Source organism: Wolbachia endosymbiont (group A) of Lasioglossum morio, from assembly GCF_947250585.1.
GTDB lineage: Bacteria > Pseudomonadota > Alphaproteobacteria > Rickettsiales > Anaplasmataceae > Wolbachia > Wolbachia pipientis.
In genome coordinates this window covers 483,987-497,056 of sequence record NZ_OX366327.1, presented here as the reverse complement: position 1 = coordinate 497,056, position 13,070 = coordinate 483,987, and the positions used below count along the sequence as shown (strand labels likewise).

Sequence of the window (13,070 nt, the reverse complement as noted above, 5' to 3'; positions counted from 1 at the left end):
TCATGCCACCGCGAACCGTCATACCACGATTCATTCGCGGTATCTCAGCCGCTAACAAGTAGCAGAATGACAGCAGTCCTACGTCATACCGCCGCGGCGCTAACAAGCAGCGGGATGACGAGCTTATCTTCATGCCGCCACGAACCGTCATACCGCCGCGGTATCTCCAGATCCCGCTGGGATGACGATTGTCGTTTAGCTATAAATATTTAAGAAATTTACCAAATGAAAAAAAAGGCAAAAGAAGCCCCGTGGTTATTATCCGCTTTAAAATATTGGCGTTTTTTATGTTTTAAACGCTTGACAAGCGAAATTCAGCTGCTTTTAATTGCAACTAATTTACGCTGCAAATGTTTAAGAAATTTACTAAGCAGAAAAAAAGACAAAGAATCCCCGAGTTAGCTAGTCTTTTACTATCTCTGTCGAGTATTGGCATTTTTTGATGTCTTGTAACGCTTTATAAGCGCGTTCAGCTTATTTAGATAAAAATCTAGATGTAGATGAAGTTTTGTAAAGACATACAGTATCTATATACTGCAAAAAATTGAACATAAGACGCCGATACATTAAGTAATCCTTACCTTTTAATCTGCAGATTGGCGAAAGCAAATACAATAGCTTCAGTTTCATGATAAGGGGGCTGGCGGAGTTTGTCAAGTAAGTTTTTTCGTTTCTGTGGGCTACCTGGATTAATATTATATAGAAAGTCTGCTGCCAATAAAGCCTAAACTTACCAAATACATTTCTGTAGATTCAGATCTACTTGACTTTGGTTTAAAGTATTTTACTGTTTTAAACATTTTTTTTAGCTCGTTACAAAAATCTTTATCAGATTCTCCTTGGAAAATTTTTACTACAAACGTGCCACCATGGCTCAAGAAATGCTTTGCAAAATTGAGCGCTGCCTCACATAAAAGCATAATTCTGATATGATCCAACGATTTTAAACCACAAGATTCGGGCGCCATGTCAGATAAAATTACATCAAATTTTTGATCCTTGAATTTTTCTCTTAAAATTTCAAGCTCATTGATAATATCACATTGTATAAACTCTACTCCATTAATTGCGTTCATTGGTTTTACGTCAAGAGCAACCACATTTGCACCTTTCTGAGATGCAACTTGTGACCATCCACCAGGAGAAGCACCAAGATCAATAATTTTTTGCCCTTCTTGGAATAATTTAAATTTGTTATCCATTTCTACCAGCTTATATGCTGAGCGTGACCTATAACCATCCTTGCTAGTTTTTTGCACATACTGATCATTCAAATGACGATGTAGCCACCTTGTTGAAGATAGTTTTCTGCCTCTAGCCGTCTTTACTCTAGTTTTTATTGCTAATACCCTACTTATTATTGATTATATCTTTAAGCTCTTTTTCAACTACTTCTTTTACCAGTGCATGTAGATATTTATTCAGCCATTCTGAGAGCTGAGGTTTTAAAAGAGATGTAACTAATTCTTCAACAGTAAGGTTCGCTTTTTTTTGTTGTTTATGCTGTAATTCGTTTTGCATTTTTCCAAGCAACGCTTTGATCTCTTCCATATTCTCTTTTAAAATTAGATGATCGTTATTTTGCGCTTGTAAGCCGCTATTACTCGCTTTGTTATTACTCATTTGGATATTATCGTACAAATAAATATCTTTTTTTTCTTCTGAATTGTAGCTATGGCCATTAAATTGGTTATTGTTGCAAGCCATTTCCTCACTTTGGTCATCATTATCAATGTCCTCTTTTTCATTATTTTCTTTTTTGCCATCTTCTTCTATTTCTTCTGGATACTCTTCCTCAAGGTATAGCACATCATCATTTTCATCCTTTATTTCTGCTTTATCGTTACTCGCGTTTTTACCCGATATAGCTTTTTTTATATCTTCTAGGATATCTTTTACAGATTGATTGCCTTGTTCATCATGCATAGTGCTAATACCATTAAATTTAGAGGTCTATACTATTTATCATAAAAAGCAAGTTGTAAACACTAATCACATAATTGCTTTTTGCTTCAACTAAGTCTGAACGTGCTTTAAATAATGCATCTTCAGTGTCCAAAAGGTCAGATGTACTCTTTAAATTTAAGTTTACTTCTTGCTCAACTCCTTCCAATGCTAGAGCTGCTGCTTTTTCCGCTTCTTGACTTGCTTTGATAATGGCCTTTGCTGTCAACACATTATTCCAAGCATTTACAACTGCTTGTTCTATATTTTTTACCGTTTCATAATAATCGTAGGTAGATTTTTTTGCATCCATTTTAGCTTTACTGACACCAAAAGCATTAACTCCTCTCTTAAAGATTGGAACATCAAGAGTAAAAACTACATGAACATTTTCTAATAGTTTGTCTACCTTCATACCATCCTCCCCAAAATTTTTGCTTGCACTTAGATTTAAAGAAGGAAGCCACTTGGAGCTTTCAGCAATCACTTCCATTCCGGCTGCTCTTTTTTGATAAACTGCTGCTTTTAGAGATAAATTATTGGTTTTTGCTAACTGTAAACATTCATTTAGCTCTGGAACAGAAGGTAGTTTATCATTAGCTTCAGAAAGGTCATCAGCATCTTCGCCAATCAAATGATAATAAGCAATATTTACCAACTTTAATTTACCTTCAGCATCAACTCTTTCGGATATAGAAGACGAAAATTTTGCTTTTGCTAACAAAACTTCAGCATTGGTTACCTCTCCAAGGGAAAAGCGTTTTTTCATAGCTGACAAATGTTCCAAAGAAACGCGTTCTTTATGTTCTCTGAGCTTTAATATTTCTGTCTTTTGTAAAACATTAACATATGCTTTCACAGCATTAAGTGCAAGCTCTTGTTTTAATTGCTGAAATCGCATCTTTTCTGCTTTGAGAAGATGGCTTGATCGACTGAATGTGGCAAAGGTACCACCGCCATCGATTAATTTCTGGCGCAATGTAAGTTTTTTTTCAGATGTATCAAGATTAAAGTTACTATCGAAATTGTATTGCAAATTAATGTCAGGTAAAAATCCAGCTAACCCAGAAGATTTATAGTGTTTTTCTGCGCTTTTATATTGGTAAAATTGAGACTTTATTTTTGAGCTATTTTTGATGGCTTTGCTTATCACTTCTCCCACATCGGTTGCATAGCAACTTATAGTATTAAAAATGATCGCAAGTGTGATAATCAATCGAAACATTCTAATTCCTATGCATATTGGTTGCGCAGCTCAATTACTAACATAAATTACTTTAATAATCAATAACTAATATTGTTGACACTATTGAGAAATTAAGTATATCATAGCTTACTATTGTTGGATCAAATAATGAAGACTTTTTTCTTAAAGGAGAAACAAATCAATAAAAAGTGGTTTGTCATAGATGCAGAAGGATTAGTGGTAGGGAGGCTTGCAGCATTTGTAGCGACACTATTACGTGGAAAGCATAAACCTGAGTATACACCTCATATGGATTGTGGCGATAATGTAATTATTATCAACGCAGAAAAGGTGCATTTCACCGGAAAGAAGCTTAAAGATAAAATTTACTATAAGCATACAGGTTATTCTGGTGGTTTGAAGAAAACTACTCCAGATAATATTTTAAATGGCAAATTTCCTGAGCGTGTAATAGAAATGGCAGTGAAAAGGATGCTTGATGATGGGCCTATGGCACGTAGACGCTTTGAAAATTTGTATGTTTATTCTGGTTCAGAGCATAAGCATCAAGGACAGCAACCTGAAAAGATAGATTTTGCCTCTTTGAATCGTAAAAATAAAAAGTAATGGAGTAAAAATGAAGAGTTCTACAATAAATAACAATGATTGGTCAGAAAAGACAATTAAATCAGCAGTTGATTCGCTTGGTCGTTTATATGCTACAGGCCGAAGAAAAGAATCTGTAGCAAGAGTATGGATAAAGCCGGGGAGTGGAAAATTTAGTGTTAACAAAAAAGGCGATCTAATTTCTTATTTTAAAAGAGAGTCAGTGTGCCAAATAGTAAAAATGCCATTTGTTGCAACTTCCACATTGGATAAATACGATATATTTGCAACTGTAAAAGGTGGAGGGCTATCTGGTCAAGCAGGTGCTCTAGCTCATGGAATAAGCAGAGCTTTAAGTAGTGTAAGCCAAGATTTGCATTCTATACTACGTAATGGTGAGTTCTTAACTAGAGATTCACGTGTTGTTGAACGTAAGAAATATGGTCAACATAAAGCTCGGAAAAAGTGTCAATTTTCTAAGAGATAGTTATTTTATAGGGGTGTTTTTTTGTAAGTATTATACAAATATTTGCAAAAATGTATGATATCCTCTATTTTTGTGATGAATTTAGTTGACTATCGGTGTCAACATAATATGCTATTTATGTGATTTTTTCAATATTAAGGTAATTTATGAGTAAAGAAGATATAATAAAACAATTAAAGGAAGATTGTTCTAGTCAGAATATAGATATAACAAAATCTGATTTGAGCAAGATTCATGATGCGTTTATTAAAATAATAAAGAATGAGCTGCATGGGAAAGGTGAAATACGTTTGCATGGAATAGGAACATTTTCTACTGCTATCAGTCAGGAAAAACAATGTCGTAACCCCCAAAGTGGTGAGATCATGACTGTTCCTAAAAAGACAAGGGTAAAATTTAAAGCAAGCCAAACTCTTTTAAGTATTTTAAATGAGAAGGAAAAAGCAGCAGTTAGTTAGACATTGTCATTTTCATTGTTTTTACTACGCTGTGTAAGCCGTAAAATACAGCTTCGCTAATTAAATAGTGGCCTATGTTAAGAGCTGAGATGTGAGGTATTCTTGTCATCTTCTTAGCGTGTTTATAAGTTATGCCATGTCCTGCGTGGCATTCTATTCCTAATTTATTGACGTACTCTGCAGCATTAGTAATTAACTGTAACTTTTTTTCTGATGGATTATCACAGTAATCCCCTGTGTGAATTTCTATTATGTCAGGTTTTGTCCCTAGCTTTTCAAGATATTTTAGTTGATCAATATTTGGATCGATAAACAGTGAGACTTTTATGCTAGAGCTATGCATTTCCTCTATTATACTAGAAAGTTTACTGTGCATATTCACGATATCCAGGCCACCTTCGGTTGTTAATTCTTCTCTTTTTTCTGGTACTATACTAATCGAATAGGGTTTTACCTTTTTTGCTATTTCAAGCATTTCTTCCGTGGCTGCAATTTCAAGATTTAACTCAGTGCTAATGCTTTTTTTTAGGTTAAATACGTCTTCATCTCTAATATGCCTTCTATCTTCTCGTAAGTGTACAGTAATAAAGTCTGCTCCAGCGTCAATGGCTATTTCTGCTGCTTTCAATGGATCTGGATAAGAAGTTCCGCGTGCGTTGCGGAGGGTTGCAACGTGATCGATATTAACACCTAGTTTCACAATCTACCTCAGAAATTATTTATAGATTATACATGTTATTAGGTTTTTTGCATAGTCATTGTTTGACCTTACCCAGAAAAAGTGGAGAGAAAGAAAGGAGTTTTTTCGGGTAAAATAAAATTTTGGAGGATTAGAAATGGTAAGAGAATATACGGCAGAATTCAAATTGGAAGCTGTTAAACTGGCAAATGAACAAAGAAAGGCAGGTCAAACAATTACAAAAATAGCAAGAGATTTAGGAATAAAGGGTGGTTTATTAGGAAAATGGATAAAGAAACACAACGAAAAAAAGTCGGCAGCAGATGCATTTCCAGGTAGAGGTAACATGGCTCCTTACGACAAAGAGAGGTTTGATTTACAAAGCAAGAGTAACAAGGGAAAGAGACATTTAAAAAAAAGCCCTGGCCAGTCAAAAAGAGTAAAATATTTTTTTATATAGTAACTGCTATAAAGTACAGGAATTATGTAGGATTTTCTGCTAGTGGCTACTATAAGTGGACCACAAGAAAAATAAGCAGTAGAGAATCAGCAAATAAAGAGTTATTAGCAGATATTCAAAAAATATATCAAGCTTCTAAATGTAGATATGGAGCTCCTAAAATTCATGCTGAATTGAAGGCTTTGGGTAAAAGTTGCAATTTGAAAACGGTGCAAAGTATTATGCAGAAAAATGACATCAGGGCTATACTGAGAAGAAAGTTTAAAATTAAAAAACAACAAACAGATAATAGAGCTGTAGCTCCCAATATACTAGATCAAAACTTTATTGTTGATCAACCAAATAAAGTATGGGATTACTTACATCAAAACCAAGGAGGGATGGCTATATTTGGCAGCAATAATTCTCACGTATGGTAGTTAATGAGTAGTGCAATAAATAAACAATTGGTTATGAACTCTTTATTAATGGCCATTAATAGGCGTAAACCTGTTAAAAATCTACTGCTGCACAGTGACCAAGGTTCACAATATACTGCGCAAGGGTATCAATATCTCTTAGCTGTAAAGAATATAGATGAGTAATAAAGGCTGTTGTTACGACAATTCTGTTGCAGAAAGCTTCTTTAGCTCATTGAAAAGAGAAATACTTATTGATACTTCACAACACTCTGCTCAACAAACTAGAACTGCAATATTTGAATACATAGAAATTTTTTATAACAAACAACGTCACTATTAACTATTGCATTCCAGAACAATTTGATGCATCATTCTTTTTGTAAAAAACATTCCACACTTTCTCTCCACTTTTTCTGGGTAAGGTCATTTTTGCCTTGACCAAGAAAAAATTCAGCTATTGCCTTACTTTCTCTTGCAACAACTTCTTCCTTAACAATTTTTCCTTTCTCATCAACGATACTTATAAAAGTTTCTTTTAGTGAGATCGCTATAATATTCCATGAGACTGCTCCTACTAATAAAAGTTTAAATTATTTTTGAAGAACTTATTCTACTGAATTCGTTACTTCGTGCTAAAATAATGGACTCCATCATTCAACAGCAATTACAGTATGTTTACCCTTTTTCTTGTTATTTTTCTAATCTATAGCTAGCGTTCAAAACCATATTCGAAAATACGTTTTCGGATTTTTTTTAATGCTGTTTATTTCATCCTCAACATCGTCTCTACCTTTATGAACTAAGTAGCAGCATTAAAAATTATAACGTACCCCTATCTCTAGAGTTGCATCTGGTATTTGTTTTGCTTTTATACCACTTAGTTGCCCACCCATGGTCATACCAACTGCACCAATTATCTGCGGAGTAATTTCATAATCAACACCTAACTTTAGTTTATAGGAAATAGAACTCAGTATTTTATCTACTACAGATGAACCAGCAGCTTCACCACCTGATTCTGGAGCACCTTGTGTTTCTTCTTCCTTTTCTTTTTCTTCTTGTGAACTATCGCCATCACCATCAACTGTATCACTAACACCAAAGCCAAAAGGTGTTATTTGGAGATATCCTCCTAAACCTCCGCTGACATATAGTTTAACGGGATCAATATCAAGGTCAGGATAGAAGCGGTAGTTTGCCAATAAGCTAGCTCCTATGCTCTTTAATGACTTAATATTACTGAGAACCTCAAGTTCAAATTTAGAGTTTTGGTCATAATGGTAACCAAGAACAACACCAGGTTTCATTTTAAAGCCACCACCCCAACCAGCACCAAAGTTTAAACCTGCATAGTACTTATCTTCTGACTTACTTGCACTATTACTAGCTGCACCTGCTAGAGATGAAGTAAGCAACACAGCCAAAACGCACAATCTCTTTATTTTCATATAACTCCTCATACAAAAAAATATATAATGCATAAGTATATATCCTTTATATTAAAAAAGATATAACTACATGTCAAAAAAAGTATAGCCATAAAATCAGATTATATAAAACGTACTACTCAGGTCTTTTATATAACTATATTTACTATCTTATTTGGTACAGCATATACAGTGCGAACTTTGCTTTGATCGATCTTACTGGACACAGAGTCTATCGCTATTTTCTTCAATTCTTCTTGAGGTAAGTTAATTGCCACCTTGATTGTTGTACGTAATTTTCCATTGATTTGCACTGCTATAGTTACCGTATCGTCAACTAATAATGATTCATCAGCTCTTGGCCAAGGTTGACCTCCTATTTCTTGCCATAGGCTTTCAGCTAGATGTGGTATGAATGGTTCGATTACTCTGATTAATATACATATACCTTCATCAATAAGAGATTTTCCAGTTTTTACGTCTATTTCAGCTATTAAATTCGTCATCTCACGAAATTTTGCCACTACACAGTTTAATCTGCAGTTTTCCAAGTCATCTGTAAGTCCGTGTAAGAGTTTATGAATTTTTTTTCTGTACTCTAGAAGTCCACCCGTAACATTTTCATTATCATAGTGTATATTTACAGGTCTTAGCTGCATGACCATACGCCACAATTTATTTACATAACGAGAACAACCTTCCACGCCATCATCGGACCATTCCATATCTTTCTCCGGAGGAGTGTCGGACAACACAAACAAGCGAGCAGTATCAGCACCATACTTTTCTATGATAAAGTTTGGGTCAACTGTATTCTTTTTCGATTTGCTCATTTTTTCAACTTTGCCCACTTGAACTTTTGCACCTCGCGCTATTAATTCTTTTGCTTCTGCGGGAAATAGCCACTTACCATTTTCGTCTTTATAAGTTGCATGGCAGACCATTCCTTGAGTGATTAAAGTAGAGAAAGGCTCTTTAATATCAAAATAGCCACATTTGGTTAAAGCACGGCAGAAAAATCTTGAATAAAGCAAATGCAGAATTGCATGTTCTATCCCACCTATATAATAATCAACAGGCATAAAACGATTACATGCATCTTTGTCTATTGATTTATCTTCACTACAGAATGCAGCAAAATACCAGGAAGATTCAAAAAAGGTGTCGAATGTATCAGTTTCACGCTCTGCTTGCTTTCCGCACTTTGGACAATCAACAAATTTCCAAGTTGGGTGCTTATCCAGCGGATTGCCACCACTTGTAAATTCTACATCTATTGGTAGAACTACAGGAAGGTCTTTTTCTGGCACTGGAACAGTTCCGCAATCTTTGCAATATATGATAGGTATAGGGCATCCCCAATAACGCTGCCTTGAAACTCCCCAATCGTGCAAACGATAGTTTATTGTTTTTTTGCCTATTTCTTTTTCTTCAAATTTTTTAACTATGGCTTCCTTTGCTTCACTAACCATTAATCCGTTTAAGAATTCGGAGTTAAACATTGTCCCGTCTCCAGTATACGCCTCCTTTGTCATCTGAGTAGCTTGACACTGGGATCCATTGTAAGAATTCTGGTCACGCGCTGGAATGACACCTAAGTGGGCTGAAGAAATAACGGGAATTATCGGCAAATTATATTTCTGTGCAAATTCAAAGTCACGCTGATCATGTGCAGGGCAACCAAAAATCGCGCCTTCCCCATATTCCATCAACACAAAATTCGCTATGTAAAGCGGCAATTCCTTATCAAGAAATGGATGTTTGACGTTTAATCCGGTGTAAACTCCTATTTTTTCATCGTTCTCTCTTTTCGATTTTATTTCCTGGATCCCAGTGTCAAGCACTGGGATGACAACAGAAGAACCATTCTTTAAATCCTGCACAATAGGGTGCTCTGCTGCCACTGCACAAAAAGAAGCCCCAAACAAAGTATGAGGATAAGTTGTAAAAACTTTTAATTTCTTATTCAGGCCAACTACTTCAAACTCTATAGTTGCTCCTTCAGATTTTCCTATCCAACGCTCCTGCATTGTTTTGACTTTTTCTGGCCAATTTTTCAAACTTTGCAGGCACTTGAGTAAATCTTCAGCGAAATCAGTAATCTTTAAAAACCATTGGGACAACTTACGTTTTTCAACAACTGCACCTGATCGCCATCCTTTTCCATCAACCACCTGTTCATTTGCAAGCACTGTTTGGTCCACTGGATCCCAGTTAACCCATGATTCTTTTCGATAGGCAAGCCCATGCTTTAAAAAATCCAGGAAAAATTTTTGTTCGTGTTTGTAATAATCAGGCTCACATGTGGAGAGTTCACGCTCCCAATTATAAGAAAGACCTATAGATTTCAACTGTGTACGCATATTATCTATATTCTCTTTTGTCCATGTTTCGGGGCTAATATTGTTATCCCTTGCTGCATTCTCAGCTGGTAATCCAAACGCATCCCAGCCAATTGGATGCAAAACCTCAAATCCATTAGCTCTCTTGTAACGCGCTATCACATCCCCTATTGCATAGTTACGTAAGTGTCCCATATGAATTTTACCAGATGGATATGGAAACATTTCCAACACGTAACACTTTTCTTGTTTACCACTCTTGCTTACAGAAAAATCCCATTTATCTTGATAAAATTTTTCAACACTTTTAAAATCATATTTCATATAAATCCAAATTCAATTACAGTTCATATGCATCAAAGGATCAACCGCTTGGCCATTATGTCGTATTGTGAAACACATCTGTGGATCTTTATCTTGTGTGCTTGATTTACCTGCAGATCCAATTACTTGACCTTGCTTTACTTTATCGCCAATTTCAACATGTATGTTTTTTAAATAGGAGTACACAGTCATGTAATTATCTTTGTGTTCCACTATAATTAAATTCCCATACCATCTCAGCCCTTTGCCTACATATATCACTTTGCCTGGTGCAGAGGAAACTACGTTCGTTCCATTTTGAGCAGCAATTTTTATGCCATCCTTACACATTTCATCAGAAGAGGTAGCTGAACCTTTAACTGGCATTACAAATTTACAATTTACCCCCACATTTTGTGTATTATTGTTATCTTTGTATATCCTATTTATGATGGCTTTTCTACTTTCTTTTTGCACTGAAGGCTCCCTAATTAAATGGTACTCTCTTGTATATTCCAGATCTCTTTTTCCGTAAAATTCTTCGCCTTTAAGCAGCACAGGTGCAGGTTTTTGCAGGCCACAGCCTATTAATATTGCTAATAACATAAGAAATGAGGCTATATGCCACATTTTAAACTCTCACAAAACTCCAAAATTTTAGCGAGACGTAGTGTTTCACGCCTGCTTGTTACTTTCCTCGTTATTTATTTTACTAGTTAAATAGTCCCTCAAATCGGTGAGTTCTTGCAACAAATTCTTTGTGACTTTTATATCATTACCAAATTCTTTTTGCACTCCTTTTATTGTATATCCTTTATCATATAGCATGTATTTTACTTTCTTTATGGCCTCTATACACTTGCGATCATATAGCCTTCTTCCTTTACGCTTTGTAGGCTTAATTTGATGAAATTGACCTTCCCAAAATCTCAAAACATGCTGTTCCAAATGTAGCTCTTCAGCTACTTCCCCAATCGTATAAAATAATTTTTCCTTGTTCATTAATTATTGATTGATTTTTTTATAATTTTTGAAGGCCTAAAAGAAACTGAATTTCTTGCCTGAATCATCACTTTCTCCGATGTATTTGGTATATTTCCTGGTCTTTCCTTCTTTTTCTTAACCAAGAATGTTCCAAATGACGATATTTTTACTATTCCATCCTTTACCAAGCTTGTCTTTATTTCGTCCAATATATCATCTATTATCGAAACAGAGTCTTCCTTTGATAATCCTATTTCTTGGTTTATATCTCCAGCTATCGTTGCCTTAGTTACTGTTGTGTCTTTTGTTGTAACGTGATCCATTATTGATAAATATTACAATACGTAAATATAATATAGCAATCGACTCGAGATTCAGCTACTTTATTTTTTAGAGTATGTCTCTTTTGTTGCATAATTTAAAATACCGGCAACTATCAATATCGCAAATATTGCAAAAAGTGCCATTTTATGATCTGTAAAAAGTGCTAACATTGACACTATAACTCCACTGCCAATAAACATAAATCCATTGATAATGGATGATGATGTGCTGATGTATTTTCGTTTCACAATCTCGCTGCCGACAGTAAAATTAAGCATATGTCCTCCCGCAAAAAACCCGAACATTAACATACAAAAGTACACAACGTGGACTGTTAAATGGCTGTATAGTAAAATAATAATTGAGACGCCTTGCAATAAAGCAAAAGCAGAAATTACATGTTTCCTATTTTTAAATAAGTTTGAGATTCGATCTGCAATTGGAGCACCAACTGCAAGACCAAGCCATAGTATTGCAGTTGCTATACCTGACTCCATTGCATTGAGTTCTGAGTTGCCCAGTAACCTTGGAGCCCACAAGGTATTAAGTGCTAAAAATGTTCCAAAAGTAATAGCACCCACCACTGAAGTTATCCAGATATCTCTTAATTTTAGCACTGTTAATATAGAGCACATTACTGTCTTCATAGAGCTTTTTATTGTGCGCTTTTCTGAGCTGCTTTCTGGAAGTGTGTTTGGACAAAAAAGCGTAAGTACAAATATCAACACACCAAATAGTATTATGCATACAATCAGATTTTTCCAATATGCATCTTCGGCAAGCAAGTTAGAGAACAGTATTTGAATTACCAAAGCAGAAAGGCTTGAAATTGTCTGCACTAGTGAAAACATTAGTCCAAATTGGGCAGCGGAAAAACATATGCTACTTGTGTGAGCAGCACCAATAAAACCAAATGATGCTCCAGTTGCAATCAACACTTGAGACAAAATCAAATGGGAGAAATTGTCACTATTAATAAGGACAAAAAACCCCAAGATCATAGTTGATAACGAGAAAAAATAAATTTTTTTACTGGAAAAAACATTAAACGTTGCTCCACTAAAAAATTGTAAGATGGCGAAAGTCCAAGTATATGCTGAATTAGCCAGTGCAACTTGCGCGATTGTAAGTCCAAGTTCCTTTTCGAGATTTACACTTATAAAGGTATAAATTATCTGCATGTTGCTGAATATAACAACCAAGTTACTAATCAGCCAAATGAACCAAGCCTTAGCTCTGCTTTCCATAAGATTTATTTTTATAAGTAATCTATTAGAAATTTAACACTAAGTCTCTTTTTAAGCTATTGTTTCCTGACTACTATTATAGCTAACCCAAAAAACGGTTTCCCTACGTCATGCCGCCGCGGTATCTCTTAGCCGCTAACAAGCAGCGGGATGACGATTGTCAGGGTGTCATCCCAGCGCCCCTATGATGTCATCCGAGTAGCCAACACTGGTTTCCATCCA

At 35.3% G+C, this 13,070-nt stretch carries 13 protein-coding genes and 1 pseudogene; 4 read left to right on the top strand and 10 right to left on the bottom strand.

The window, feature by feature from the left end; translation table 11 throughout:
* Positions 1 to 695 precede the first annotated feature (695 nt).
* The 3 genes from OOK89_RS02420 to OOK89_RS02410 all read right to left on the bottom strand — a co-directional run bounded on the left by OOK89_RS02420 (position 696) and on the right by OOK89_RS02410 (position 3,169).
* A complete protein-coding gene (locus OOK89_RS02420) occupies positions 696 to 1,274 on the bottom strand; it encodes an RlmE family RNA methyltransferase (protein WP_264719218.1) in 579 nt (192 codons plus the stop codon).
* A 76-nt stretch (positions 1,275 to 1,350) separates the two neighbouring features.
* Positions 1,351 to 1,926, bottom strand: a complete 576-nt coding sequence (locus OOK89_RS02415) for a PopZ family protein (protein ID WP_010082598.1) — start codon at positions 1,924 to 1,926, stop codon at positions 1,351 to 1,353.
* A gap of 19 nt (positions 1,927 to 1,945) precedes the next feature.
* The gene (locus OOK89_RS02410; protein ID WP_006279873.1) at positions 1,946 to 3,169 is read right to left on the bottom strand and encodes a TolC family protein; all 1,224 of its coding nucleotides are present in this window, start codon (positions 3,167 to 3,169) and stop codon (positions 1,946 to 1,948) included.
* 129 nt (positions 3,170 to 3,298) lie between these two features.
* Between OOK89_RS02410 and rplM the strand changes: the two genes are divergently transcribed.
* From rplM to OOK89_RS02395, 3 genes are all read left to right on the top strand, one after another.
* Complete coding sequence (gene rplM / locus OOK89_RS02405; protein ID WP_010082596.1) at positions 3,299 to 3,757, top strand: 50S ribosomal protein L13; 459 nt, start codon at positions 3,299 to 3,301, stop codon at positions 3,755 to 3,757.
* A 10-nt stretch (positions 3,758 to 3,767) separates the two neighbouring features.
* Positions 3,768 to 4,223, top strand: a complete 456-nt coding sequence (rpsI, locus tag OOK89_RS02400; RefSeq protein ID WP_264719217.1) for a 30S ribosomal protein S9 — start codon at positions 3,768 to 3,770, stop codon at positions 4,221 to 4,223.
* Positions 4,224 to 4,369: 146 nt separating this feature from the next.
* Positions 4,370 to 4,681 carry an HU family DNA-binding protein gene (locus OOK89_RS02395; protein ID WP_006279876.1) on the top strand — a complete coding sequence of 104 codons (312 nt, stop codon included), beginning with the start codon at positions 4,370 to 4,372 and terminating at the stop codon, positions 4,679 to 4,681.
* Here the strand turns inward: OOK89_RS02395 and OOK89_RS02390 are convergent.
* Positions 4,674 to 5,381, bottom strand: a complete 708-nt coding sequence (locus OOK89_RS02390) for a pyridoxine 5'-phosphate synthase (protein WP_006279877.1) — start codon at positions 5,379 to 5,381, stop codon at positions 4,674 to 4,676. The genes OOK89_RS02395 and OOK89_RS02390 overlap by 8 nt on opposite strands.
* Before the next feature lie 136 nt (positions 5,382 to 5,517).
* Here OOK89_RS02390 and OOK89_RS06595 point away from each other — a divergent pair.
* Positions 5,518 to 6,604, top strand: a pseudogene (locus OOK89_RS06595) (IS3 family transposase).
* A 429-nt stretch (positions 6,605 to 7,033) separates the two neighbouring features.
* Here the strand turns inward: OOK89_RS06595 and OOK89_RS02365 are convergent.
* The 6 genes from OOK89_RS02365 to OOK89_RS02340 form a co-directional block, all read right to left on the bottom strand.
* Positions 7,034 to 7,669 (bottom strand): hypothetical protein, encoded by a 636-nt coding sequence (locus OOK89_RS02365; RefSeq protein WP_155968855.1) that lies wholly within the window; start codon positions 7,667 to 7,669, stop codon positions 7,034 to 7,036.
* Between the two features lie 128 nt (positions 7,670 to 7,797).
* Positions 7,798 to 10,314, bottom strand: a complete 2,517-nt coding sequence (gene leuS, locus OOK89_RS02360; RefSeq protein ID WP_264719216.1) for a leucine--tRNA ligase — start codon at positions 10,312 to 10,314, stop codon at positions 7,798 to 7,800.
* 12 nt (positions 10,315 to 10,326) lie between these two features.
* Entirely contained in the window at positions 10,327 to 10,923 is a 597-nt protein-coding gene (locus tag OOK89_RS02355) for a murein hydrolase activator EnvC family protein (protein WP_006279879.1), read from the bottom strand.
* Positions 10,924 to 10,968: 45 nt separating this feature from the next.
* The gene (locus OOK89_RS02350) at positions 10,969 to 11,295 is read right to left on the bottom strand and encodes a MerR family transcriptional regulator (RefSeq protein WP_006279880.1); all 327 of its coding nucleotides are present in this window, start codon (positions 11,293 to 11,295) and stop codon (positions 10,969 to 10,971) included.
* Positions 11,295 to 11,600 (bottom strand): integration host factor subunit alpha, encoded by a 306-nt coding sequence (locus tag OOK89_RS02345; protein ID WP_006279881.1) that lies wholly within the window; start codon positions 11,598 to 11,600, stop codon positions 11,295 to 11,297. The genes OOK89_RS02350 and OOK89_RS02345 overlap by 1 nt, the downstream gene beginning before the upstream one ends.
* A 60-nt stretch (positions 11,601 to 11,660) precedes the next feature.
* On the bottom strand, positions 11,661 to 12,848 hold the full coding sequence (locus tag OOK89_RS02340; RefSeq protein WP_141456806.1) for an MFS transporter: 1,188 nt from the start codon (positions 12,846 to 12,848) through the stop codon (positions 11,661 to 11,663).
* Between the last annotated feature and the right edge of the window lie 222 nt (positions 12,849 to 13,070).

Coding starts and splice junctions, on each gene's coding strand:
- OOK89_RS02415 (WP_010082598.1), bottom strand. CDS start 1,926: ATGCATGATGAACAAGGCAATCAATCTGTAAAAGATATCCTAGAAGAT.
- OOK89_RS02410 (WP_006279873.1), bottom strand. CDS start 3,169: ATGTTTCGATTGATTATCACACTTGCGATCATTTTTAATACTATAAGT.
- rplM (WP_010082596.1), top strand. CDS start 3,299: ATGAAGACTTTTTTCTTAAAGGAGAAACAAATCAATAAAAAGTGGTTT.
- rpsI (WP_264719217.1), top strand. CDS start 3,768: ATGAAGAGTTCTACAATAAATAACAATGATTGGTCAGAAAAGACAATT.
- OOK89_RS02395 (WP_006279876.1), top strand. CDS start 4,370: ATGAGTAAAGAAGATATAATAAAACAATTAAAGGAAGATTGTTCTAGT.
- OOK89_RS02365 (WP_155968855.1), bottom strand. CDS start 7,669: ATGAAAATAAAGAGATTGTGCGTTTTGGCTGTGTTGCTTACTTCATCT.
- leuS (WP_264719216.1), bottom strand. CDS start 10,314: ATGAAATATGATTTTAAAAGTGTTGAAAAATTTTATCAAGATAAATGG.
- OOK89_RS02355 (WP_006279879.1), bottom strand. CDS start 10,923: ATGTGGCATATAGCCTCATTTCTTATGTTATTAGCAATATTAATAGGC.
- OOK89_RS02350 (WP_006279880.1), bottom strand. CDS start 11,295: ATGAACAAGGAAAAATTATTTTATACGATTGGGGAAGTAGCTGAAGAG.
- OOK89_RS02345 (WP_006279881.1), bottom strand. CDS start 11,600: ATGGATCACGTTACAACAAAAGACACAACAGTAACTAAGGCAACGATA.
- OOK89_RS02340 (WP_141456806.1), bottom strand. CDS start 12,848: ATGGAAAGCAGAGCTAAGGCTTGGTTCATTTGGCTGATTAGTAACTTG.